This window comes from Streptomyces afghaniensis, assembly GCF_044327915.1.
Taxonomy (GTDB): domain Bacteria; phylum Actinomycetota; class Actinomycetes; order Streptomycetales; family Streptomycetaceae; genus Streptomyces; species Streptomyces afghaniensis.
The window spans coordinates 250,131-273,131 of record NZ_JBIRGJ010000009.1; the positions used below are offsets into that span (position 1 = coordinate 250,131).

Genomic DNA, 23,001 nt, shown 5'->3' on the forward strand with positions numbered 1-23,001 from the left:
CTTGCCGTTCGAAGTGCTGATCAATGTCTGATATTTCGAACACTCCTCTACCAGAGAGCCGCGGAGTATCCATGCCACGCACCGCCCGCACCCGATGGAGAGTCGGTCTCACGACCACGGCCCTCCTGACGGCAGCAGCCCTCGTACCGGCCCCCGCGCACGCCGAGGACGTCACCGACTACGCGATCACCGTCGACCCGTCCGCCAAGGGCGCGGCGATCGACGACACGATGTACGGCGTCTTCTTCGAGGACATCAACCGTGCCGCCGACGGAGGTCTGTACGCCGAGCTCGTACAGAACCGCTCCTTCGAGTACTCCACCGCCGACAACGGCTCCTACACGCCCCTGACCTCCTGGACGGTCGGCGGCACGGCCGAGGTCGTGAACGACGCGGGCCGCCTCAACGAGCGCAACCGCAACTACCTCTCCCTGGACGCCGGTTCCTCCGTGACGAACGCCGGCTACAACACCGGCATCCGGGTCGAGCAGGGCAAGAAGTACGACTTCTCCGTGTGGGCCCGGGCGGAGAGCGGCAGCACGCTCACCGTCTCCCTCAAGGACGCGGCGGGCACGCTGGCGACCGCCCGGCAGGTGGCCGTCAAGGGCGGCTGGGCCAAGTACAAGGCCACCTTCACCGCGACCCGCACCAGCAACCGCGGCCGCCTCGCCGTGGCCTCGACGAACGCCGCCGCGCTCGACGAGATCTCGCTGTTCCCGCGCGACACCTACAAGAACCAGCCGAACGGCCTGCGCAAGGACCTCGCCGAGAAGATCGCCGCCCTGAAGCCGGGCTTCGTGCGCTTCCCCGGCGGCTGCCTGGTCAACACCGGCTCCATGGAGGACTACAGCGAGGCCTCCGGCTGGCAGCGCAAGCGCAGCTACCAGTGGAAGGACACCATCGGTCCCGTAGAGCAGCGCGCCACCAACTCCAACTTCTGGGGTTACAACCAGAGCTACGGCCTCGGCTACTACGAGTACTTCCGCTTCTCCGAGGACATCGGCGCCATGCCGCTGCCCGTCGTCCCCGCCCTGGTGACCGGCTGCGGTCAGAACAAGGCCACCGACGACGACGCGCTGCTCAAGCGGCACATCCAGGACACCCTCGACCTCATCGAGTTCGCCAACGGCCCGGCGACCTCCAAGTGGGGCAAGGTCCGCGCGCAGATGGGCCACCCCAAGCCCTTCCACCTCACCCACCTCGGAGTCGGCAACGAGGAGAACCTCCCCGAGGCGTTCTTCGCCCGCTTCCAGCAGTTCCGGGCCGCAATCGAGGCCAAGTACCCGGACATCACCGTCATCTCCAACTCCGGCCCCGACGACGCCGGCGCGACCTTCGACACCGCCTGGCAGCTCAACCGCGAGCACAAGGTCGACATGGTCGACGAGCACTACTACAACAGCCCGAACTGGTTCCTCCAGAACAACGACCGCTACGACACCTACGACCGCAACGGCCCCAAGGTCTTCCTCGGCGAGTACGCCTCCCAGGGCAACGCCTGGAAGAACGGCCTCTCCGAAGCCGCGTTCATGACCGGCCTGGAGCGCAACGCGGACATCGTCAAGCTCGCCTCGTACGCCCCGCTGCTCGCCAACGAGGACTACGTGCAGTGGCGGCCGGACATGATCTGGTTCAACAACCACGCCTCCTGGAACTCGGCCAACTACGAGGTCCAGAAGCTGTTCATGACCAACGTCGGCGACCGCGTGGTCCCCTCGAAGGCCACGACCACGCCGAACGTCAGCGGCCCCATCACGGGTGCCGTCGGCCTGTCCACGTGGGCGACCAGCGCCGCGTACGACGACGTGAAGGTCACCGCTGCGGACGGCTCGACGCTGCTCAGCGACGACTTCTCCGGTGACGCCTCGAAGTGGACCACCAGTGGCCGGGGCAGCTGGAGCATCCAGGACGGCCAGTACGTCCAGACCGACACCGCCGCCGAGAACACCATGGTCACGGCGGGCGATCCGGCCTGGAAGGACTACGACCTGCATGTGAAGGCCACCAAGAAGTCCGGCAAGGAGGGCTTCCTCGTCGCCTTCGGCGTCAAGGACACCGGCAACTACTACTGGTGGAACCTGGGCGGCTGGAACAACACCCAGTCCGCGATCGAGCAGGCCGTCGACGGCGGCAAGGGCACGCTGATGACGAAGGCCGGGTCGATCGAGACGGGCCGCGCCTACGACATCGACATCAAGGTGCGCGGCCGTCAGGTCACCCTGTTCCTGGACGGCAAGGAGTGGGGCAGCTTCAAGGACGACAAGCCGGCCGAGCCGTTCCGCCAGGTCGTCACCAAGGACGCGAAGACCGGTGACCTGATCGTCAAGGTCGTCAACGCCCAGGCCGCCGAGGCCCGTACGGCCGTCGACCTGGGCGGGGCGAAGGTCGCCTCCACGGCTCGTGTGACCACGCTGGCCGCCGACGAGGACGCGGTGAACACCGAGACGGACACGCCGGTGACGCCGGTGACGTCCACCCTCCGGGGGGTGGACCGGAAGTTCACCTACACCTTCCCGGCGAACTCCGTCACCTTCCTGCGGATCAAGCAGAGGTAGCAAGCACCTCGCGTGGGCCGCTGCCCCCTGGGGCGGCGGCCCACGCGCCTGCCCGGGCGTCGTCGAGGATCCGCGTCAGTGCGGGCCGAGGACGCAGAACTCATGGCCCTCCGGGTCGGACAGACACGTCCACGGCACGTCGCCCTGGCCGAGGTCGAGGTCGGTGGCGCCGAGGGTCTTCAGCCGGGCCACCTCCGCTGCCTTGTCGTCACCGGGGTAGGGCAGCAGGTCGAGATGGACGCGGTCCGGCACCGTCTTCGCGTCGGACGAGCGGCGGAACTCGAGGTACGGTCCCACGCCCTTGGCGGACCGCAGCACCGCGTGTTCGCCGGTCACCTCGTGCAGGGTCCAGTCCGTCGCCTCGCCCCAGAATCCGGCCATGGCCCGCGGATCCGCGCAGTCGACCACCACCCGGGCGATCGGCCCGGTGTCCCGGTGGATCTCCCGGGGCTCCAGCACACAGAACTCGTTGCCCTCCGGGTCGGCGAGGACCGTCCACGGCGCGTCGCCCTGGCCCACGTCGGCGGGCGTCGCACCGAGAGCCTTCAGACGCGCGACCAACTCCGCCTGATGGGCCGCGGAGGTGGTGGCGAGATCGAGGTGCACACGGTTCTTCGTCGCTGTCTTGGGTTCCGGGACGGCGACGACGTCGATGCAGACGGCGACCGGGTCCGGCCAGACGAAGCCGTCGCCGGGTTCCACGTTGGTCACGCCGGGTCCCTCGCTGGAGACCCCCCAGCCGAGCGCCTCCGCCCAGAAGCGGCCGACCGCCGAGTCGTCAAGGGCCTTGATGTTCACCTGAACGGGTCGCAGTGCCATACCGGTGATCTTATTTCCGCGTGTATCGCGGGCGTACGGAAAATCCCATACGCCGCCGCAACGGCCCGCCACCTCCAATGGGGGCATGAATCCCAACGCATCCCTGTCGGCACCGCCCCGCCGTACGCGCGGGATCGTGTTTCTCGCCCTGGCCGTCCTCGGCCTGGCGGGTGCCTTGTTCGTCGTGCGGCGGCCGCTCATGATGTCCGCTCCGGTGTGCATGGCCGGGCGGTGGCACGGCTGCTTCGACACGTTCAACGGCGTGGTGCTCATGACGTTGGTCGCGCTGCCGCTCGCCGCGCTGGTGGTGTGGGCCCTGGCGCGCCGTCGGCAGGCCGCCGGCGTCACATCGCCGTGGCGGAAGTCGCTGGCCGAGGTGGGCATGGTCCACGGGACGGTGCCGTTCCTGTGGCTGACCATGATGCCGGGCGCCGGGGTCGGCACCGTCCCCGCCCGGGTGAGCCTGGTGCCGCTGCGGGACCTGGTCACGATGGGGCCGCTCGGGATCGTCGGCAACCTGCTGGTCTTCGCGGCGCTGGGGTTCTTCGCCCCGACGCGGTTCTCGGCGCTCGCGTCCGTGCCCCGGATCCTGGCGCTCGGGGCGGGCTGCTCGGTCCTGGTCGAAACCGCACAGTACGTCCTGCGGCTGGACCGGGTGTCCTCCGTGGACGACGTACTGGTCAACACCGCCGGCGCCGTGCTGGCCGCACTGGCGTCGCGCCGGTGGTGGCGCACGTCGCCGCATACGTCTGCGATATGCCGTGCTGCTTAGGCTTCGGGCATGCGCGTACTGATCGTGGAGGACGAGCCCTACCTGGCGGAAGCCGTCCGTGACGGTCTGCGGCTGGAGGCGATCGCCGCCGACATCGCCGGCGACGGCGAAACCGCCCTGGAGCTGCTCAGCGTCCACTCCTACGACCTCGCGGTCCTCGACCGCGACATCCCCGGACCCTCCGGCGACGAGGTCGCCCGGCGCATCGTCGCCTCCGGCAGCGGCATCCCGATCCTCATGCTCACCGCCGCCGACCGGATCGACGACAAGGCGTCCGGATTCGGGCTCGGCGCCGACGACTACCTCACCAAACCGTTCGAGCTGCGGGAACTCGTCCTGCGGCTGAGGGCGCTCGACCGCAGACGCGCGTACGCCCGGCCCCCCGTCCGCGAGATCGCGGGCCTGCGGCTCGACCCCTTCCGCCGGGAGGTCTTCCGCGACGGACGCTACGTCGCCCTCACCCGCAAGCAGTTCGCCGTGCTGGAAGTCCTCGTCGCCGCCGACGGCGGTGTCGTCAGCGCCGAAGAGCTCCTGGAACGGGCCTGGGACGAGAACGCGGACCCCCTCACCAACGCCGTGCGCATCACCGTCTCCGCACTGCGCAAACGGCTCGGCGAACCATGGATCATCGCCACGGTGCCCGGCGTCGGCTACCGGATCGACACCGGCGGGGACACCACCGGCCCCGGCAGTGCGCATGCATAGACGACCAGGGCTCAGCGCCCGGCTGAGGCTCACCCTCAGCTACGCCGGATTCCTCGCCGTCGCCGGCGCTCTCCTGCTGGCCGTGGTGTGGATGTACCTGCTGCGCTACGTACCCGACAACTCCCAGGGTCTGCTCGGGACCTCACCCAACCGCTACCTCCTGGTGCGCACCTTCGCCCCCGCCGCGGCCGTGGCGATGGTCTTCCTGCTCGTGTTCGGCCTCGTCGGGGGATGGATCCTCGCCGGCCGGATGCTCGCGCCGCTCACCACGATCACGGCCGCGGCACGGAGGGCCGGGAAGGGATCGCTGTCCCACCGCATCCGCATGGAGGGCCGCCAGGACGAGTTCCGTGAACTCGCCGACACCTTCGACACCATGCTCGAACAACTCGAGTCGCACGTCGCCGAGCAGCAGAGGTTCGCCGCGAACGCCTCCCACGAACTGCGCACCCCACTGGCCGTCTCCCGGACGCTGCTCGACGTCGCCCGCAAGGACCCCACGCGGGACCCGGACGAACTCATCGAACGCCTGCACGCCGTCAATACGCGGGCGATCGGCCTCACCGAGGCCCTCCTGCTGCTCAGCCGCAGCGACCGCGGAAACTTCACCCGCGCGAGCGTCGACCTCTCCCTCATCGCCGAAGAAGCCGCCGAAACGCTGCTGCCCCTCGCCGAACACCGCCGGACCACGCTCGACGTCACCGGCGGGGCGGCCCGGACCAGCGGCTCCGCGGAGCTCCTGCTGCGGATGGTGACGAACCTCGTGCAGAACGCCGTCGTCCACAACCTCCCCGCCGGCGGCACCGTGACGGTCCACACCGAGGCGCACGGCGACACGAGCGTGCTGCGGGTCGAGAACACGGGCCGCCGGCTCCCACCGGACCTGGTACCGACCCTCACCGAACCCTTCCAGCGCGGAACGGAACGCGTACGCACCGACGAGCACGCCGGCGTCGGCCTCGGCCTGGCCATCGTGCACAGCATCGTCCGCGCCCACGACGGGACCCTCGACCTCGCCCCCCGCCCCGCCGGCGGCCTCATCGTCACGGTCCGGCTTCCCGGCACGCCGTAGGCAGCCGTCCCCGAGCAGAGCGGCGTGATTGCATAAAACTGCAGAGAAACGTATAGTCATGCCCTCTAAGGAGGAGGTTCCATGGCGGTACGTGCGGCAGTGGCCGGAGCGAGTGGATACGCGGGCGGGGAACTGCTGCGTCTGCTCCTGGCGCACCCCGAGGTCGAGATCGGCGCCCTGACCGGCAACTCCAACGCGGGGCAGAAACTCGGTGCGCTCCAGCCGCACCTGCTGCCCCTGGCCGGCCGAGTGCTCCAGGAGACGACCCCGGCGGTGCTCGACGGCCACGACGTCGTGTTTCTCGCACTGCCCCACGGGCAGTCCGCCGCCGTCGCCGAGCGGCTCGGGCCGGACGTGCTGGTGATCGACATGGGTGCCGACTTCCGGCTCACGGACGCCGCCGCCTGGGAGAAGTTCTACGGCTCCGCGCACGCCGGAACCTGGCCCTACGGCCTTCCCGAACTGCCGGGCGCCCGCGCCGCGCTGGAGGGGTCCAAGCGCGTCGCGGTGCCCGGCTGCTACCCCACGGCCGTCTCGCTGGCCCTCTTCCCGGCGTACGCCGCCGGACTCGCCGAGCCCGAGGCCGTGGTCGTCGCCGCCTCCGGCACCTCAGGCGCGGGCAAGGCACCCAAGCCGCACCTGCTGGGCAGCGAGGTCATGGGCTCGATGTCCCCGTACGGCGTCGGCGGCGGGCACCGGCACACCCCCGAGATCACCCAGAACCTCAGCGCGGCCGCCGGCGAGCCGGTCTCCGTCTCCTTCACACCGACCCTCGCGCCGATGCCCCGCGGCATCCTCGCCACGTGCAGCGCGAAGGCGACGGACGGAGTCACCGCCGAGTCCCTGCGCGCCGCCTACGAGAAGGCCTTCGCCGACGAGCCCTTCGTGCACCTGCTGCCCGAGGGCCAGTGGCCCGCCACGGCGTCCGTCTACGGTTCGAACGCCGTTCAGGTGCAGGTCGCGCACGACACGGCCGCCGGACGGATCATCGTGATCAGCGCCATCGACAACCTCACCAAGGGCACCGCCGGCGGTGCCGTCCAGAGCATGAACATCGCCCTGGGGCTCGACGAGACCACCGGACTGACGACGATCGGAGTTGCGCCGTGAGTGTGACGGCAGCGAAGGGATTCACGGCGGCGGGCATCGCCGCCGGGATCAAGGAGAACGGCAACCCCGACCTGGCCCTCGTGGTCAACACCGGGCCCCGCCGCGCCGCCGCCGGCGTCTTCACCTCCAACCGCGTGAAGGCCGCCCCGGTGCTGTGGTCCGAGCAGGTCCTCAAGAGCGGCCAGGTGTCCGCCGTCGTCCTCAACTCCGGCGGCGCCAACGCCTGCACGGGCCCGAAGGGCTTCCAGGACGCGCACGCCACGGCCGAGAAGGTCGCCGAGGTCCTCGGGCGGGGCGCCATCGAGGTCGCCGTCTGCTCCACCGGACTGATCGGCATCCTCCTGCCGATGGACAAGCTGCTCCCGGGCGTGGAGAAGGCAGCCGCGACGCTGAGTGAGCACGGCGGTGAGAAGGCCGCCATCGCCATCAAGACCACCGACACGGTCCACAAGACGTCCGTCGTCACCAAGGACGGCTGGACCGTCGGCGGCATGGCCAAGGGCGCGGGCATGCTCGCCCCCGGCCTCGCCACCATGCTCGTCGTCCTCACCACGGACGCGGACCTGGACAACGACGCACTCGACAAGGCCCTGCGGGCGGCCACCCGCACGACCTTCGACCGGGTCGACTCCGACGGCTGCATGTCCACCAACGACACCGTGCTGCTGCTCGCCTCCGGCGCCGCCGGGGTCACCCCTGAGTACGACGAGTTCGCCGAGGCCGTCCGGCAGGTCTGCGACGACCTCGGTCAGCAGCTCATCCGGGACGCCGAGGGCGCCAGCAAGGACATCAAGGTCGAGGTGATCAACGCCGCGACCGAGGACGACGCCGTCGAGGTGGGCCGCTCCATCGCCCGCAACAACCTCCTCAAGTGCGCGATCCACGGCGAGGACCCCAACTGGGGCCGGGTGCTGTCGGCGATCGGCACGACGAGCGCCGCCTTCGAGCCGGACCGGCTCAACGTCGCCATCAACGGCGTCTGGGTGTGCAAGAACGGCGGTGTCGGCGAGGACCGCGACAAGGTCGACATGCGCTACCGCGAGGTGCACATCGTCGCCGACCTCGCCGCCGGGTCCGAGACCGCCACGATCTGGACCAACGACCTCACCGCGGACTACGTCCACGAGAACAGCGCGTACTCGTCATGAGCACCACCCGCAAACACACCGCCCTGCCCAAGGCCCAGATCCTCATCGAGGCGCTGCCCTGGCTGGTCCGGCACAACGGCAAGACGGTCGTCATCAAGTTCGGCGGCAACGCCATGGTCGACGAGGACCTGAAGGCCGCCTTCGCCCAGGACGTGGTGTTCCTGCACCACGCCGGCCTCAAGCCCGTCGTCGTGCACGGCGGCGGCCCGCAGATCAGCGCCGCCCTCGACCAGCACGGCATCGTCAGCGAGTTCAAGGCGGGCCTCAGGGTGACCACCGAGGACGCCATGGACGTCGTACGGATGGTGCTGGCCGGCCAGGTGCAGCGCGAGCTGGTCGGGCTGCTCAACCAGCACGGCCCGCTCGCCGTCGGCCTGACGGGCGAGGACGCGCACACCATCACCGCCACCAAGCACCAGCCCGAGATCGACGGCGAACTGGTCGACATCGGCCGGGTCGGCGAGATCACCGCGATCGACACGGGTGCGATCGAGGCCCTGCTCGCCGACGGCCGCATCCCGGTCGTCTCCTCGATCGCCCGCTCCCAGGACGACGGACATGTCTACAACGTCAATGCTGATACGGCGGCTGCGGCACTCGCTGCTGCACTGGGCGCCGAAACCCTCATGGTCCTCACGGATGTCGAGGGACTCTACGAGGACTGGCCCAACAGCGACGAGGTGATCAGCCGCCTCACCGCCTCCGAGCTGGAGCGGCTGCTGCCCGAGCTGTCCTCCGGCATGGTGCCGAAGATGGAGGGCTGCCTGCACGCCGTACGCGGCGGCGTCACCACCGCCCGGGTCATCGACGGCCGGGTCCAGCACTCGATCCTGCTGGAGATCTTCACCGACGAGGGGATCGGCACGATGGTCGTGGCCGACGAGAAGCCCGAGGGACCGGGCGGACAGGGGGAGTCGTGAGCAACCAGGAACTGACCGCACGGTGGCAGGGCGCGCTCATGAACAACTACGGCACCCCGAGGCTCCCGCTCGTCCGCGGTGAGGGCACCAAGCTGTGGGACGCCGACGGCAAGCAGTACCTGGACCTCGTCGGCGGTATCGCGGTCAACGCGCTCGGCCACGCCCACCCGGCCGTCGTCGAGGCCGTGAGCCGGCAGATCGCCTCCCTCGGCCATGTCTCCAACCTGTTCGTCGCCGAGCCGCCGGTCGCGCTCGCCGAACGGCTGCTCCAGCTCTTCGGCCGCGACGGCAAGGTCTACTTCTGCAACTCCGGCGCCGAGGCGAACGAGGGCGCCTTCAAGATCGGCCGGCTCACCGGGCGCACCCACATGGTCGCGACCCAGGGCGGCTTCCACGGCCGCACGATGGGCGCCCTCGCGCTCACCGGCCAGCCCGGCAAGCAGGAGCCCTTCCTGCCGCTGCCCGGCGACGTCACGCACGTCCCGTACGGCGACGCGCAGGCGCTGGCCGCCGCGGTGACGGACGAGACGGCCCTGGTCATCATCGAGCCGGTCCAGGGCGAGAACGGGGTCGTGGTCCCGCCCGCCGGCTACCTCAAGGCCGCCCGGGCCATCACCGCCTCCACCGGCGCGCTGCTCGTCCTCGACGAGGTGCAGACCGGCATCGGCCGGACCGGGCACTGGTTCGAGTACCAGGCCCACGAGGGCGTGCTGCCCGACGTCGTCACCCTCGCCAAGGGCCTCGGCGGCGGACTGCCCCTCGGCGCGACCGTCGCCTTCGGACGCGCCGCCGAACTGCTCCAGCCCGGCCACCACGGCACGACCTTCGGCGGCAACCCCGTCGCCTGCGCCGCCGGGCTCGCCGTCCTCGACACCATCGAGAACGAGGGGTTGCTGCAGAACGTCAAGCGGCAGAGCGAGAAGTTGCGGGACGGGATCGAGGGCCTCGGCCACGAGTTGATCGATTTCGTCCGGGGTGCGGGTCTCCTCCTGGGTATCGTGCTCACCGAGCCGCTCGCGCCCCAGGTGCAGCAGGCGGCTCAGGACGCCGGCCTCCTGGTGAACGCGCCCGCTCCCGATGTCGTACGGCTCATGCCGCCGCTGAACATCGGCGACGACGAGGTGGACGCCTTCCTCCGGGCGCTGCCCGGCGTCCTCGACGCAAGCGCAGCCGACGGGGACGGACGATCCGGGGAATGAGACGACGATGAGCCAGGCGCAGGACCACGAGCAGCCGGGGGCGAACGGGCCCGCCGTGCCGCAGACCCGCACCGCACGCCACCGCCGGATCGTGGACATCCTCAACCGGCAGCCCGTGCGGTCGCAGAGCCAGCTGGCGAAGCTGCTCGCCGACGACGGGCTGAGCGTCACTCAGGCGACGCTCTCCCGGGACCTGGACGAGCTGAACGCGGTGAAGATCCGCAACTCCGACGGCGACCTGATCTACGCGGTACCGAGCGAGGGCGGTTTCCGCACGCCGCGCGCGCCGCTGGGCGGGTCGGCGAAGGAGGAGCGGATGCGGCGGTTGTCGCAGGAGCTGCTGATCTCCGCGGAGGCTTCGGCGAACCTCGTGGTCCTGCGGACCCCTCCGGGGGCCGCGCAGTTCCTGGCGTCGGCGATCGATCAGGCCGAGCTGCACGACATCCTGGGGACGATCGCCGGTGACGACACGTTGCTGCTGATCAGCCGGAACCCTGACGGGGGGCAGGCGCTGGCCGACCATCTGCTGAGGCTGGCGCAGAACGGGCACTGAGCACGCCGGGGGGGCCGGTGGTGGTCGGGTGCGGGTGCGCCGTGGCTGGTCGCGCAGTTCCCCGCGCCCCCGGGGGCATCCGCCCCAGCCGCCACTCAGCCCAGCCGCCCCGCCAACCCCCCGGTACAGCGCACCTCATCGCCGGCAGTGATCAACAGTGCCTCGACCCCGGGCAGCGACTCCAACCACGTCAAGCCCTCCCGCGACCCCATCGCGAACGCCGCCGTGGCCCAGCAGTCCGCCCACGTCAGCCGAGGCCCCACCACCGTGACGGCGACCAGGTCGGTCACGGCCGAACGGCCCGTGCGCGGGTCGACGATATGCGCCCCCCGCTCCGCGGTCCCGGACGTGGCCACCGCCAGCTCGTCCACCCCCGCCGCGGAGATCACCGCCGCGAGACCCCCCGGCCGCAGGGGATCCGAGACCCCGACGCGCCACGGCCGCTGCGCACCGGGAACCCCGAGCAACTGCACATCGCCGCCGCCGTTGACGCTCACCCCACTCACCCCGGGCACCGCAGCCAGCTGCCGTGCCGCCCGCTCGACCGCCCAGCCCTTCACGATGCCGGTCGGATCGAGCCGGCCCCCGTACGACGTGCTGAACCAGCCGTCGCTCAGCCGCTCCGCCTCGGCCGCCAGCTCCAGGACCTCGGCGACCTCGGGATCACACTCCTCGACCGTCAGCTCACCGCGTTGCAGCCGGGAGATCTGGCTGTCCTCGCGGTAGGTGCTGAACACCTCGTCGACCCGGTACAGCCCGGCGACGGCCTCGTCCACCGCCGCGCGTACGGCGCCGGGTTCCCCGCCGCGGACGTCGAAGGAGAAGACGGTCCCCATCGTCTCCTCGGCGTGACGTACCGCGGCGGGAGCCTGTGCGGAGTCGGCCACCGTGTCAGCCACCGGCCTGGTCCAGCGCCGACTGGAGGGACTTCTTGTAGCCGGCGCTGGTGTAGGTGGCTCCGGAGACGGCGTCGATCTGCGCGTTCCCGGCCACGACGGCCGCCTGGTTGAGGCGGGGCACGGAGGAGGAGGTGATCTGGTCGCTGCGGCCGCCCTTGGGGGCCTGGACGGCTTCGGCCTTGGTGATTTTCCCGCCGGCGACGGTGATGCGGACCTGGACCGGGCCGTACTGGGTCTGCGCCACGCTGCCGGTGAGGGTCTGCGTCTGGGCCTGACCGCCCCCGGAGCCGGCGGCCTGGGACGAACCGCCCCCGGAGCCGGCGGCCTGGGACGAACCGCCTCCTGCCGGAGCCTTGTCCAGGGCGGACTGGAGGGACTTCTTGTAACCGGCGCTGGTGTACGTGGCGCCCGAGACCGCGTCGATCTCCGCGTTCCCGGCCGCGACCGCCGCCTGGTTGAGGCGGGGCACGGAGGAGGAGGTGATCTGGTCGCTGCGGCCGCCCTTGGGGGCCTGGACGGCTTCGGCCTTGGTGATTTTCCCGCCGGCGACGGTGATGCGGACCTGCACCGGGCCGTACTGCGTCTGCGCCACATCGCCGGTCAGCGTCTGGGCATTGCCCGAGCCCTGCGCGCCGCCGGCCGAGGCCTTGGCCTTGTCCAGGGCGGACTGGAGGGACTTCTTGTAGCCGGCACTGGTGTACGTCGCCCCGGACACGGCGTCGATGTCCGCGCTCTGTGCGGCGACCGCCGCCTGGTTGAGGCGGGGCACGGAGCTGGCGGTGATCTGGTCGCTGCGGCCGCCCTTGGGGGCCTGGACCGCCTCGGCCTGAGTGATCTTGCCGTTGCTCATGGTCAGGCGTACCTGCACCGCGCCGTACTGCGTCTGCGCCGCGTCACCGGTGACCGCGCCGTTCACGCCGCCCTGCGGGGCCTGCCCGGCCGCCGCGGGCGGCGCCTGCCCCGCCGCCTGGGCGGAGCCCGGGTCGGAGGCCGGCTTCAGTGACAGCAGCAGCACGATCCCGGAGACGGTGGCTGCGCCGGCGAGCACGGCACGCCGGACGGGGTGAGACTTCCTCATCGTTTCTCAAGCTCCTGAAGGGCCGTTGATGTCCCGTCGCTCACATCTCGAACGACTCGTGATGGATACGGCGGGCGGGGACTCCCGCGCCGCGCAGTGCCTCGTACACCGACTGCGCGAAGCCGGGCGGCCCGCACATGAAGACGTCGTGGTCGCCGATGTCCGGGATCTTCCGCTGGAGGGACTCCGCGGAGATGTCGGGGCGTTCCCCGTCGGGGCTGTTGACCGCGTACATCAGCCGGGCGCCGCGCTCGTCGGCGATCTTGGCGAGCTCGCCCCACAGGGCCAGGTCCTGGGTGCTGTTGGCCCGGTAGAGCAGCGTGATGTCCCCGGACGCGCCCGGCAGCGTCTCGAACAGGGCCCGCATCGGGGTGATGCCGACACCGCCCGCGACCAGCAGCACTTTGCCGCGGCTGCGGCGCTGCGCGGTCATCGCGCCGTACGGGCCCTCCGCCCACACCTTGGTGCCGGGCTCGAGCTCGCGCAGCCGGGAGGTGTGGTCACCGATCGCCTTGACGGTGATCCGCAGCATGTCCGGGCGGGGCGCCGCCGACAGGGAGTACGGGTGCGAACTGAAGCGCATGCCGGGCGCCTTGAACCGCCAGCGGAAGAACTGGCCCGCCTCCGCGCCCATCCGGTGCAGCTTGCGCCCGCCGATCAGCACGGACACGATCCCCGGGGTCTCCTCGATGACCGCCTCGACCCGCATCCGGTGCCGCAGGTTCAGCCGGATCGGGGTGAGGATCCGGTACCAGAGGACGAGCGCGGTCACCGCGCCGTACAGCCCGTACCAGAAGGTCTTCGCGGCGGGCTCGACGGCGAACTCGTTGCCGGTCGTGATCTGGTGCCAGAACGTCATGTACACCGACGCGTAGGTGAGCAGGTGCACGTGGTACCAGGTGTCGTACCCGATCAGACGGCGGACGCCGCCGATCGAGAGGATCCCGATGACGAACAGCAGGCCCGTGCCGATGGCGGCCTTGCCCATGTCCGGCAGCTGGTTGATGGAGTCGGTCGTCTGCTGGACGATGTCGCCGAGCCCCTTGCCCGCCTGCAGGGCGTAGCCCCACATGGTGAGGAAGACGTGCGCCAGGACCAGGCAGAGCGTGTAGCGGCCGGTCATGGCGTGCCAGCGGGCGACCCGGTCGGTGCCCACCCGCCGCTCCAGCGCCGGTACCCGGGCCATCTGGAGCACCACCAGCGCCATGAGGTAGCCGGCGAGCAGGCCGGTGATCCGGCCCGCGGCCAGGATCTTGCTCGTGGTGTCCGCGAGGGACGGTGTGTTGTCCCACCACAGCCACAGCACGGCCGCCGCCCCCGCCCACAGGGCGATCAGCAGCGGTACGGCCGGGGAGCGGCGCGGGCGGATGCGGCGCATCGTCTGGCGGCGGGCGGCACGGCCGCCTGCGAGCGTGGTGGTCACGGTTCCTCCGTGGGGACTTGACCCTTGGCCCACAGATACGTGCCGGGACACGGGAGTGTTCAGCCGCGTACCGAGTCGTGCGCACACGGAAGTGACCGGCGGTAACCCGGACGGGCGCCAAAACGGCCTTCCGGCTCCGGCAGCAGGCGCCGGAGCGGCCTCCCGGCCCTAGTAACGCGTGACGGCGGTGGTCCCGCTCGCCGTCCCGACGGCGATGTGGGGGCGCTTCGCCGGGTCGGCCCAGCGGAGGATCGTCCGCATGGCGCGCTTCGGCACGGACACGCACCCGGCCGTCGCCCCCCGCCCGTTGACATGCAGGAAGATGCCAGCGCCGCGCCCCCGCACCGGACGCCCGTAGTTGAAGCCGATGACGAGCGCGTGCGCGTACCGCTCGCCGTAGGTGATCAGGTGTTCGGACTCGGCGGCCCGGCAGTCGGCCGCGCGGGGCTCGCTCCAGCGGTTGTAGGAGCGGGAGTCGTTGTCCTGGCACCACCAGGAGTCCCGGTGCACCCGGCGGTACCTGTACGCCGTCCCGCGCGGCGCCGCCTTGATGCCGAACGCGTACGGCAGCCCGTACAGACCCGTGGGCGTCGTGTTCGTGCCCTGTTTGCGGGCCGCGCCCTCGGCCAGCCCGTTCGCTCCGAACCGCGCGGGCGCGGAACCCGCCCGCACCCACCGCCCACCCCTGAGGTCCCACCAGGTGACCGTGCCCGTCGTCGAGGCCCTCCGCGGGGCCACCGCGGTGATCAGCTGGGTGCCGCCGCCGGTGTCCGTCATCCGGGCCGGCAGCGGGGGCGAGGGGGCGGGCGGCCCGGCGCCGAGCACGACGAGGGAGGAGACGGCGAGGGCGACGGCACGGGGGCGCATGCCTCAGACGGTAGAAGGCGGCAGCGGCAACGGCAGCCCGGGTAGTCCGTCCAGGCTGGTCGCGATGTGCTCCTTCTTGGTGAAGTACTCGCTGAGCGAGGCGTCGTCCTCGCGGGCGAAACGCTTGCCGTGCAGGTCGCGGTCGGCCTCGTAGGCCATGAAGGGCACGGCGTAGCCGCAGGTGTCGCGGACGAGTTCGGCCGTGACGACGATGATCGCGCGCAGCCCGTGCTGTGCCGGGTCGATGTCCGGGAAGTGGCCGAGCAGCTCTCCGAAACGGGGGTCGTCCCGGAAGACCGGCTCCCCGCGGCCGTGCACCCGGACGATGTTCGGCGGGCCCTGGAAGGCGCACCACATCAGGGTGATCCGACCGTTCTCCCGCAGATGGGCGATGGTTTCGGCGTTCGAGCCGGCGAAGTCGAGGTAGGCGACGGTGTGGTCGTCGAGGACCACGAAGGAGCCCTTGAGCCCCTTGGGGGAGAGGTTGACCGTGCCGTCGGCGGACAGGGGAGCGGTGGCGGTGAAGAAGACCGGCTGCGCCTCGATGAACGAGCGGAGCCGGCCTTCTATGCGCTCATGAGTTTTTCCCATGCCGCCGATTATGGCGCAGGTCTTTCGCCTGTCTAAGGAATTGCGGCACCCCGTGGCCGCCCCGGCCGGCGCTCACGCGGGGCGGCCACAGCGCCTGTCAGCTCACTTGTTGAGCGTGCAGGCGGCCAGGGAGTCCAGGCCGGCCGGCTTCTCGGCCGTGCGGCCGATGGCCGTGGCGATGCGGTTGACGGTGGAGATCCGCTTGTCCTCCAGCGGGCCGAGGATGGCGTTCTGGACGAAGTTGGGCCCGCCCTGGCCGACGGTGTCGACGAGGCGCTTGTTGGCCTCCGCGACCTGCGTGTCCAGCAGCGCCAGGTTGCGGTCGACCTCGGCCTGGGCGGAGGCCGGGATCGCGGGCAGCTGGGAGGCGACGTCCGGGCAGCTGATCGTGCCGGCACCGGCGTTGCCCGCCTCGCCCGCACCCGCGTCCTCCCCGGCGCCCGCACCGGCCTCCGCACCCCCGCCCGCTTCGGCACCGGCTCCGGCCTCGGCGCCGGCTTCGGCACCCCCACCGGCCTCGGCACCCGCGCCGGCTTCAGCGCCCGTGCCGGCCTCCTCGCCGGCGCCCGCCTCGCCACCCGCCGCCTCGCCCGCTCCGGCGGCGCCGTCGGCGTTGAGCTGGCAGGCGGCGAAGGCCTCCAGCCCCTCCGGCTTCTCGGCGGCACGCCCGATCGCGGTCTCGATGCGGTTCAGGGCGGCGACGCGCTTGTCCTCCAGCGGGCCGAGGATGGCGTTCTGGACGAAGTTGGGCCCGCCCTGCCCGACGGTGTCGACGAGACGCTTGTTGGCCTCCTCGATCTGGGTGGTCAGCTGGGCGAGGTTGCGGTCGACCTCCGCCTGCGCCGAGGCGGGGATGTCCGGCAGCTGGCCGGTGACGTCCGGGCACGTGATGGTGCCGGGACCCGCCAGCGTCCGGGCGTTCGTCCCGCCGCTCTCGGGCGTCTCCCCGGCGAGGGCGAAGCCGGCGATCACCGTGCCGGACAGTGCCACCGCGGCGGCGCCGCCGATGAAGCCGACGCGACGCTTGTTGTACTTCGGAAGAGCCCTGGACATGCGGATGCCTCACTAGGGGTCGGGGGATCGTCGGTGTCGAAACGCGGCGCCTGCGTTCGGCGAGAGGTACGGGTAAGCGGTTTCGCGCGTTCAAAGGATCTTCGAAGTCGTTTCGGCATGGCCGGAATCAGGCCCTCGGTCCGAGACCGATTGACGAATCATGCAGAGCTCTGCATAATCATGCAGGTCAGTGTTCGCAGTATGAGGGGAAGAACCCGTGACCGAGCGCGTCGTACTCGCCTACTCCGGCGGTCTTGACACCTCCGTCGCCATCGGCTGGATCGCCGAGGAGACGGGCGCCGAGGTCATCGCGGTCGCGGTGGACGTCGGCCAGGGCGGCGAGGATCTGGACGTCATCCGCAAGCGCGCCCTCGCGTGCGGCGCGGTGGAGGCCGAAGTGGCCGACGCCCGGGACGAGTTCGCCGAGGAGTACTGCCTCCCGGCGATCAAGGCCAACGCCCTCTACATGGACCGCTACCCGCTGGTCTCCGCCCTGTCCCGGCCGGCGATCGTGAAGCACCTCGTCGCCGCCGCCCGCAAGCACGGCGCCACGACCGTCGCCCACGGCTGCACCGGCAAGGGCAACGACCAGGTCCGCTTCGAGGCCGGCATCGCCGCCCTCGCCCCCGGCCTGAAGTGCATCGCCCCGGTCCGTGACTACGCCATGACCCGCGACAAGGCCATCGCCTTCTGCGAGGACAAGGGCCTGCCGATCGCGACCACCAAGAAGTCGCCGTACTCCATCGACCAGAACGTCTTCGGCCGCGCCATCGAGACCGGCTTCCTCGAGGACATCTGGAACGCGCCGATCGAGGACATCTACGAGTACACGCAGAACCCGGCCGTCGTGCGCGAGGCCGACGAGGTGGTCATCTCCTTCAAGGAGGGCGCCCCGGTCGCCATCGACGGCAGGCCCGTCACCGTGCTCCAGGCCGTCCAGGAGCTCAACGAGCGCGCCGGCGCCCAGGGCATCGGCCGGATCGACATGGTCGAGGACCGGCTCGTCGGCATCAAGTCGCGCGAGGTGTACGAGGCTCCGGGCGCGATCGCCCTGATCACCGCCCACCAGGAGCTGGAGAACGTCACAGTCGAGCGCGAACTGGCCCGGTACAAGCGGGGCGTCGAGCAGCGCTGGAGCGAGCTGGTCTACGACGGCCTGTGGTTCTCCCCGCTCAAGCGCGCCCTCGACGGCTTCGTCAACGAGGCGAACCAGTACGTCACCGGCGACATCCGGATGACTCTCCACGGCGGCCGCGCGGTCGTCACCGGCCGGCGCTCCGAGCAGTCGCTGTACGACTTCAACCTCGCGACCTACGACACGGGCGACACCTTCGACCAGTCCGCCGCCAAGGGCTTCATCGACATCTACAGCCTGTCGTCGAAGATCGCGGCACAGCGTCAGCTGCGGGCGTAGCGCGACGGGCACCCGGCGTGGGCATATAAAGGTCCGCGTCACATCCACACCTCTCTAGGAGCAACGCAAGTGAGCAGCAACAGCGGTGACGTACGGCTCTGGGGCGGCCGTTTCGCCGACGGTCCCGCCGAGGCCCTGGCCAAGCTGTCCGCGTCCGTCCACTTCGACTGGCGGCTCGCGCCGTACGACATCGCCGGTTCGCGTGCGCACGCGCGCGTGCTGCACAAGGCGGGCCTGCTCACCGAGGACGAGCTGACCCGGATGATCGCCGGGCTCGACCAGCTGGAGGCGGACGTCGCCGACGGCTCCTTCGTGGGCACCATCGCCGACGAGGACGTGCACACCGCACTGGAGCGCGGCCTGCTGGAGCGGCTCGGCCCGGACCTGGGCGGCAAGCTGCGCGCGGGCCGCTCCCGCAACGACCAGGTCGCGACCCTGTTCCGCATGTACCTGCGCGACCACGCCCGCGTCATCGGCGGCCTGATCGCCGAGCTCCAGGACGCACTGATCGGACTGGCCGAGGCCCACCCGGACGTGGCGATGCCCGGCCGCACCCACCTCCAGCACGCCCAGCCGGTCCTCTTCGCGCACCACGTCCTCGCCCACGTCCAGTCCCTGTCCCGGGACGCGGAGCGGCTGCGCCAGTGGGACGCGCGCACGGCGGTGTCGCCCTACGGCTCGGGCGCGCTCGCGGGCTCCTCCCTGGGCCTGGACCCGGAGGCGGTGGCGAAGGACCTCGGCTTCGAGCACGGCAGCTCGGGCAACTCCATCGACGGCACGGCTTCCCGGGACTTCGTCGCCGAGTTCGCGTTCATCACGGCGATGATCGGCGTCAACCTCTCCCGGATCGCCGAGGAGGTCATCCTCTGGAACACGAAGGAGTTCTCCTTCGTGACCCTGCACGACGCCTTCTCCACCGGCTCGTCGATCATGCCGCAGAAGAAGAACCCGGACATCGCCGAGCTGGCCCGTGGCAAGTCCGGCCGTCTGATCGGCAACCTGACGGGCCTGCTGGCCACGCTCAAGGCCCTCCCGCTCGCGTACAACCGCGACCTCCAGGAGGACAAGGAGCCCGTCTTCGACTCCATCGACCAGCTGGAGATCCTGCTGCCGGCCTTCACCGGCATGATGGCCACGCTCACCGTCCACCGGGAGCGCATGGAGGAACTGGCCCCCGCCGGCTTCTCCCTCGCCACGGACATCGCCGAGTGGCTGGTCAAGCAGGGCGTCCCGTTCCGCGTGGCCCACGAGGTGGCGGGTGAGTGCGTGAAGGTCGCCGAGGCGGAGGGCAAGGAGCTGGACGGCCTGACGGACGAGCAGTTCGCGAAGATCTCGTCGCACCTGACTCCCGAGGTCCGCACGGTCCTGAACGTCCCGGGCGCCCTCGCCTCCCGCAACGGCAGGGGCGGCACGGCCCCGAGCGCGGTCGCGATCCAGCTGGCAGAGGTGAAGGCGGACGTGGCGGTCCAGCACGCCTGGGCAGCGGCCAAGAAGCAGGGCTGAGGGGGGAACGCCCTTCAGGGGCGCGGGGAACTGCGCGAACAAGCGACGACGACCCGCACCCGCCGAAACACAGCGAGAGCCGAGCTCTGAGGCGAAGGTCATCGCAGGTTACGTTGTTCGGAAGCCACCGTGAGCCGACCGAACGGAGCCGACGATGCCCTTCGCCCGCCTGGCCACAGCGACAACCCCCACCTGTCACATCGGCCTCGGCCTCGCCGCCGTCGGACGCCCCGGCTACATCAATCTGGGCCGCGATCAGGACCTGCCGGCAGAGCGCACGGTCGACGCTCTACGCGAGCGCACACATGAACTCCTGGACGCCGCCTACGCACAGGGCGTCCGCTACTTCGACGCCGCCCGCTCCTACGGCCGCTCGGAGGAGTTCCTCGCCGACTGGCTGAACACCAGGCCCGGCCTCGATGACATCGTCGTGGGCAGCAAATGGGGCTACACCTACACCGCCGACTGGTCCACCGACGCCGAGACCCACGAGGTCAAGGACCACACCCTCGCCACCTACGAACGGCAGCGCGCAGAGAGCGACGCCCTGCTCGGCGACCGCCTCGACCTCTACCAGATCCACTCGGTGACCCCGGACAGCCCGGCCCTCACCGACAAGGAACTGCACGCGAAGCTCGCGGAAGCCGCCGCCCGGGGACTCACCATCGGCTTCTCCACCAGCGGTCCCGCCCAGGCGGACGCGATCCGCGCCGCCCTCGCCGTGACGGTCGACGGCGAACCCCTCTTCCGTACCGTCCAGTCGACGTACAACGCGCTGGAGATCTCTGCCGCGCCCGCCCTCGCCGAGGCGCACGACGCCGGGCTCACCGTGATCGTCAAGGAGGGCATGGCCAACGGCCGGCTCGCCGGTCCGCACGCGCCGGACGTCCTGAAGGAGATCGCCGAGGTGACCGGGCTGGGCTGCGACGCCGTCGCCCTTGCGGTGATCCTGCGACAGCCCTGGGCCGGCGTCGTCCTCTCCGGCGCGGCGACCACGACCCAGCTCGCCTCCAATCTGCACGCGGCGGTCGTCGACCTCGACGACGACCAGCTGACCCGCCTGGCCACGCTGGTCGAGGAACCCCACCTGTACTGGGAGCGGCGCGGGCAGCTGCCCTGGCACTGATCACCCGCAGGTCCTCTCCCACCTCTCCGCCGCTCCGGGTGCACCGGCAGCCGTGAGTCACGCATGCCCAGTGTGAGACATCAATGTCTCATATGGAGTATGGTTGTCTCATGGCTGTCGATCCTGACCACGTGCTGCGCGCCGCCGCGGCCCTGCTGACCCGCAAATCCACCGCGACCATGGACGAGGTCGCGAAGGCCGCCGGGATCAGCCGCGCCACGCTGCACCGCCACTTCGCCGGGCGGGACGCCCTCGTCCGCGCGCTGGAGTCGCTGGGCATCGCCGAATGCGAGGCCGCGCTGGACGCCGCCCGGCTCGAAGAGGGCACGGCGAGCGAGGCCGTACGCCGGCTGGTCGGGGCCATCGAGCCCGCCGCCGGACTGCTCGGGTTCCTCTACACCGAGAACCAGCTGTTCGAGGGCGAGGAGCAGAACGCGGGCTGGACGCTGATCGACGAGCGGATCTCCGCCCTGTTCCGGCGCGGCCAGCTCAGCGGCGAGTTCCGCATCGACCTCACCCCGGCCTGGCTCACCGAGGCGCTCTACGGCCTGCTGGCCTCCGGCGCCTGGATGGTGCAGAGCGGCAAGGGCGCCCCCAAGGACTTCCAGCACATGATCGTCGAGCTGCTGCTCGGCGGCGCACTACGGAGAGAGGAATCATGACCAGCACCCTGCAGCCGGCCGAGACGGCCGAGGCGGTGACGCGCCCGGGCCGCTGGCTCGCGCTCGGCGTCCTCGTGCTCGCCGTGCTGCTGGTGGCCGTGGACGCGACCGTCCTCGGACTCGCGACCCCCTACATCAGCGAGGACCTCAAGCCGTCCGGCACGCAGCTGCTGTGGATCGGCGACGTGTACTCGTTCGTCATCGCCGGTCTGCTCGTCTCCATGGGCAGCCTCGGCGACCGTATCGGCCGCAAGCGGATCCTGCTGGTCGGTGCCACGGCGTTCGGTGCGATATCCGTGGTCAACGCCTACGCCACCACGCCCGAGATGATGATCGTGGCGCGGGCGCTGCTCGGCGTCGCCGGCGCGACCCTGATGCCGGCCACGCTCGCCCTGATCCGCAACCTCTTCCATGACCCGCGCGAACGCAGTCTGGCCGTCGGCATCTGGGGCGCCACCGCCTCGGCGGGTACGGCCGTGGGCCCGATCGTCGGCGGGTTCCTGCTGGAGCACTTCTGGTGGGGCTCGGTCTTCCTGATCAACCTGCCCGTGATGGCCGTCCTGGTCCTCGTCGGCATCAGGCTGCTGCCCGAGTCGCGCACCGCGAACCCCGGTCCCTGGGACCTGGTCAGCGTCGTGCTGTCGCTGGTCGGCATGGTCGGTGTCGTGTACGCGGTCAAGGAGGCCGCCGCGCACGGCTTCGCGTGGGCGACCCTGGCCGCCGGCCTGCTGGGCGCGGCTGCCCTGTACGGCTTCGTACGCCGGCAGCTCACGCTCGCGGCCCCGCTGCTGGACATGCGCCTGTTCCGTCATCGCGGCTTCAGCGGGGCGGTGCTGGCCGACCTGCTGACCATCCTCGGCCTGTCCGGGCTGGTGTTCTTCCTCTCCCAGTACCTGCAACTCGTCCAGGGCAGGCGCCCGTTCGAGGCGGGCCTGGCGGAGCTGCCCGCCGCGATCGGCGCGGTGGTGGCCGGTCTGCTCGCGGGGCGTGCCGCCCGGCGCTTCTCGGTGCGGGCCGTCGTCTCCGGGGGGCTCGCGGCGATCGGCCTCGCCCTGGCCGCGCTCACGGTGATCGACCAGTCCACCGGCTACCCGCTGCTCGGGGCCGCGCTGCTGGTGGTCGGGGTCGGGGCCGGTTTCTCGTTCACCGTGACCGCCGACGTGATTCTCTCCAGCGTGCCCAAGGAGCAGGCGGGTTCCGCGTCCGCCGTGTCCGAGACGGCGTACGAACTCGGTGCGGCCCTCGGCATCGCCGTGCTCGGCTCCATCGTGACCGGCGTCTACAGCGACTTCACCGGCCCGGCGGGCACACCGGCCGCGGCCCACGAGTCACTGGGCGGCGCCGTCGAGGCGGCCGGGAACATGCCCGCCCACACCTCCGCCGTGATGCTGGACGCGGCCCGCACGTCCTTCGTGGACGGCTTGGCGCTGGCCGCTGGGGCGGGCGCGGCGGTGCTGCTCGCCGCGGCCGTAGCAGCATGGTTCATGCTGCGCGGCCAACGGCTCGACAGCCGGCCTTGAGGGGCGGAGAAG

At 70.9% G+C, this 23,001-nt stretch carries 21 protein-coding genes; 14 read left to right on the forward strand and 7 right to left on the reverse strand.

What is annotated here, in order from left to right; all coding sequences use genetic code 11:
- Positions 1-71: 71 nt before the first annotated feature.
- Complete coding sequence (locus ACH4G3_RS33110; RefSeq protein WP_397627953.1) at positions 72-2,555, forward strand: alpha-L-arabinofuranosidase C-terminal domain-containing protein; 2,484 nt, start codon at positions 72-74, stop codon at positions 2,553-2,555.
- Positions 2,556-2,630: 75 nt separating this feature from the next.
- Here the strand turns inward: ACH4G3_RS33110 and ACH4G3_RS33115 are convergent, their stop codons facing one another.
- Positions 2,631-3,374 carry a VOC family protein gene (locus tag ACH4G3_RS33115; RefSeq protein ID WP_397627954.1) on the reverse strand — a complete coding sequence of 248 codons (744 nt, stop codon included), beginning with the start codon at positions 3,372-3,374 and terminating at the stop codon, positions 2,631-2,633.
- Between the two features lie 85 nt (positions 3,375-3,459).
- Here ACH4G3_RS33115 and ACH4G3_RS33120 point away from each other — a divergent pair, with 85 nt between their 5' ends.
- The 8 genes from ACH4G3_RS33120 (at position 3,460) to ACH4G3_RS33155 (ending at position 10,853) form a co-directional block, all read left to right on the forward strand.
- The gene (locus tag ACH4G3_RS33120; RefSeq protein ID WP_397627955.1) at positions 3,460-4,146 is read left to right on the forward strand and encodes a VanZ family protein; all 687 of its coding nucleotides are present in this window, start codon (positions 3,460-3,462) and stop codon (positions 4,144-4,146) included.
- A 9-nt stretch (positions 4,147-4,155) separates the two neighbouring features.
- The gene (locus ACH4G3_RS33125) at positions 4,156-4,851 is read left to right on the forward strand and encodes a response regulator transcription factor (protein ID WP_397627956.1); all 696 of its coding nucleotides are present in this window, start codon (positions 4,156-4,158) and stop codon (positions 4,849-4,851) included.
- On the forward strand, positions 4,844-5,923 hold the full coding sequence (locus ACH4G3_RS33130; RefSeq protein WP_397627957.1) for a sensor histidine kinase: 1,080 nt from the start codon (positions 4,844-4,846) through the stop codon (positions 5,921-5,923). Before ACH4G3_RS33125 ends, ACH4G3_RS33130 begins: the two co-directional genes overlap by 8 nt.
- An 81-nt stretch (positions 5,924-6,004) precedes the next feature.
- On the forward strand, positions 6,005-7,033 hold the full coding sequence (argC, locus tag ACH4G3_RS33135; protein WP_397627958.1) for an N-acetyl-gamma-glutamyl-phosphate reductase: 1,029 nt from the start codon (positions 6,005-6,007) through the stop codon (positions 7,031-7,033).
- On the forward strand, positions 7,030-8,181 hold the full coding sequence (argJ, locus tag ACH4G3_RS33140) for a bifunctional glutamate N-acetyltransferase/amino-acid acetyltransferase ArgJ (protein WP_397627959.1): 1,152 nt from the start codon (positions 7,030-7,032) through the stop codon (positions 8,179-8,181). Before argC ends, argJ begins: the two co-directional genes overlap by 4 nt.
- Positions 8,178-9,101 carry an acetylglutamate kinase gene (gene argB, locus ACH4G3_RS33145; protein ID WP_397627960.1) on the forward strand — a complete coding sequence of 308 codons (924 nt, stop codon included), beginning with the start codon at positions 8,178-8,180 and terminating at the stop codon, positions 9,099-9,101. The genes argJ and argB overlap by 4 nt, the downstream gene beginning before the upstream one ends.
- Positions 9,098-10,300, forward strand: a complete 1,203-nt coding sequence (locus tag ACH4G3_RS33150) for an acetylornithine transaminase (RefSeq protein ID WP_397627961.1) — start codon at positions 9,098-9,100, stop codon at positions 10,298-10,300. The genes argB and ACH4G3_RS33150 overlap by 4 nt, the downstream gene beginning before the upstream one ends.
- 7 nt (positions 10,301-10,307) lie before the next feature.
- Positions 10,308-10,853 (forward strand): arginine repressor, encoded by a 546-nt coding sequence (locus tag ACH4G3_RS33155; RefSeq protein WP_059422875.1) that lies wholly within the window; start codon positions 10,308-10,310, stop codon positions 10,851-10,853.
- Positions 10,854-10,948: 95 nt separating this feature from the next.
- Here the strand turns inward: ACH4G3_RS33155 and ACH4G3_RS33160 are convergent, their stop codons facing one another.
- The 6 genes from ACH4G3_RS33160 to ACH4G3_RS33185 all read right to left on the reverse strand — a co-directional run bounded on the left by ACH4G3_RS33160 (position 10,949) and on the right by ACH4G3_RS33185 (position 16,764).
- Positions 10,949-11,689 (reverse strand): FAD:protein FMN transferase, encoded by a 741-nt coding sequence (locus tag ACH4G3_RS33160; RefSeq protein WP_397628134.1) that lies wholly within the window; start codon positions 11,687-11,689, stop codon positions 10,949-10,951.
- Positions 11,690-11,744: 55 nt separating this feature from the next.
- The gene (locus tag ACH4G3_RS33165) at positions 11,745-12,830 is read right to left on the reverse strand and encodes an FMN-binding protein (RefSeq protein WP_397627962.1); all 1,086 of its coding nucleotides are present in this window, start codon (positions 12,828-12,830) and stop codon (positions 11,745-11,747) included.
- Between the two features lie 40 nt (positions 12,831-12,870).
- Positions 12,871-14,253, reverse strand: coding sequence for a ferredoxin reductase family protein (locus ACH4G3_RS33170; RefSeq protein ID WP_397627963.1), 1,383 nt, complete (start codon positions 14,251-14,253; stop codon positions 12,871-12,873).
- Positions 14,254-14,421: 168 nt separating this feature from the next.
- Positions 14,422-15,120, reverse strand: coding sequence for a L,D-transpeptidase family protein (locus ACH4G3_RS33175; protein WP_397627964.1), 699 nt, complete (start codon positions 15,118-15,120; stop codon positions 14,422-14,424).
- A gap of 3 nt (positions 15,121-15,123) precedes the next feature.
- Entirely contained in the window at positions 15,124-15,711 is a 588-nt protein-coding gene (locus ACH4G3_RS33180) for a pyridoxamine 5'-phosphate oxidase family protein (RefSeq protein WP_397627965.1), read from the reverse strand.
- A 102-nt stretch (positions 15,712-15,813) separates the two neighbouring features.
- Positions 15,814-16,764 (reverse strand): hypothetical protein, encoded by a 951-nt coding sequence (locus ACH4G3_RS33185; RefSeq protein ID WP_397627967.1) that lies wholly within the window; start codon positions 16,762-16,764, stop codon positions 15,814-15,816.
- A 217-nt stretch (positions 16,765-16,981) separates the two neighbouring features.
- On the opposite strand from ACH4G3_RS33185, the gene ACH4G3_RS33190 reads away from it, so the two are divergent.
- The 5 genes from ACH4G3_RS33190 to ACH4G3_RS33210 all read left to right on the forward strand — a co-directional run bounded on the left by ACH4G3_RS33190 (position 16,982) and on the right by ACH4G3_RS33210 (position 22,989).
- Positions 16,982-18,178, forward strand: a complete 1,197-nt coding sequence (locus ACH4G3_RS33190) for an argininosuccinate synthase (protein ID WP_397627968.1) — start codon at positions 16,982-16,984, stop codon at positions 18,176-18,178.
- Positions 18,179-18,247: 69 nt separating this feature from the next.
- Positions 18,248-19,681, forward strand: a complete 1,434-nt coding sequence (gene argH / locus ACH4G3_RS33195; protein ID WP_397627969.1) for an argininosuccinate lyase — start codon at positions 18,248-18,250, stop codon at positions 19,679-19,681.
- Positions 19,682-19,835: 154 nt separating this feature from the next.
- Complete coding sequence (locus tag ACH4G3_RS33200) at positions 19,836-20,807, forward strand: aldo/keto reductase (protein WP_397627970.1); 972 nt, start codon at positions 19,836-19,838, stop codon at positions 20,805-20,807.
- A 110-nt stretch (positions 20,808-20,917) separates the two neighbouring features.
- Positions 20,918-21,469, forward strand: a complete 552-nt coding sequence (locus tag ACH4G3_RS33205) for a TetR/AcrR family transcriptional regulator (RefSeq protein WP_397627971.1) — start codon at positions 20,918-20,920, stop codon at positions 21,467-21,469.
- The gene (locus ACH4G3_RS33210; RefSeq protein WP_397627972.1) at positions 21,466-22,989 is read left to right on the forward strand and encodes an MFS transporter; all 1,524 of its coding nucleotides are present in this window, start codon (positions 21,466-21,468) and stop codon (positions 22,987-22,989) included. Before ACH4G3_RS33205 ends, ACH4G3_RS33210 begins: the two co-directional genes overlap by 4 nt.
- Positions 22,990-23,001 lie beyond the last annotated feature (12 nt).

Excerpts from the sequence above, each read along its gene's own strand:
- ACH4G3_RS33110 (WP_397627953.1), top strand. The coding sequence starts at position 72 with ATGCCACGCACCGCCCGCACCCGATGGAGAGTCGGTCTCACGACCACG.
- ACH4G3_RS33115 (WP_397627954.1), bottom strand. The coding sequence starts at position 3,374 with ATGGCACTGCGACCCGTTCAGGTGAACATCAAGGCCCTTGACGACTCG.
- ACH4G3_RS33120 (WP_397627955.1), top strand. The coding sequence starts at position 3,460 with ATGAATCCCAACGCATCCCTGTCGGCACCGCCCCGCCGTACGCGCGGG.
- ACH4G3_RS33125 (WP_397627956.1), top strand. The coding sequence starts at position 4,156 with ATGCGCGTACTGATCGTGGAGGACGAGCCCTACCTGGCGGAAGCCGTC.
- ACH4G3_RS33130 (WP_397627957.1), top strand. The coding sequence starts at position 4,844 with ATGCATAGACGACCAGGGCTCAGCGCCCGGCTGAGGCTCACCCTCAGC.
- argC (WP_397627958.1), top strand. The coding sequence starts at position 6,005 with ATGGCGGTACGTGCGGCAGTGGCCGGAGCGAGTGGATACGCGGGCGGG.
- argB (WP_397627960.1), top strand. The coding sequence starts at position 8,178 with ATGAGCACCACCCGCAAACACACCGCCCTGCCCAAGGCCCAGATCCTC.
- ACH4G3_RS33155 (WP_059422875.1), top strand. The coding sequence starts at position 10,308 with ATGAGCCAGGCGCAGGACCACGAGCAGCCGGGGGCGAACGGGCCCGCC.
- ACH4G3_RS33160 (WP_397628134.1), bottom strand. The coding sequence starts at position 11,689 with ATGGGGACCGTCTTCTCCTTCGACGTCCGCGGCGGGGAACCCGGCGCC.
- ACH4G3_RS33165 (WP_397627962.1), bottom strand. The coding sequence starts at position 12,830 with ATGAGGAAGTCTCACCCCGTCCGGCGTGCCGTGCTCGCCGGCGCAGCC.
- ACH4G3_RS33175 (WP_397627964.1), bottom strand. The coding sequence starts at position 15,120 with ATGCGCCCCCGTGCCGTCGCCCTCGCCGTCTCCTCCCTCGTCGTGCTC.
- ACH4G3_RS33180 (WP_397627965.1), bottom strand. The coding sequence starts at position 15,711 with ATGGGAAAAACTCATGAGCGCATAGAAGGCCGGCTCCGCTCGTTCATC.
- ACH4G3_RS33185 (WP_397627967.1), bottom strand. The coding sequence starts at position 16,764 with ATGTCCAGGGCTCTTCCGAAGTACAACAAGCGTCGCGTCGGCTTCATC.
- ACH4G3_RS33200 (WP_397627970.1), top strand. The coding sequence starts at position 19,836 with ATGCCCTTCGCCCGCCTGGCCACAGCGACAACCCCCACCTGTCACATC.
- ACH4G3_RS33205 (WP_397627971.1), top strand. The coding sequence starts at position 20,918 with ATGGCTGTCGATCCTGACCACGTGCTGCGCGCCGCCGCGGCCCTGCTG.
- ACH4G3_RS33210 (WP_397627972.1), top strand. The coding sequence starts at position 21,466 with ATGACCAGCACCCTGCAGCCGGCCGAGACGGCCGAGGCGGTGACGCGC.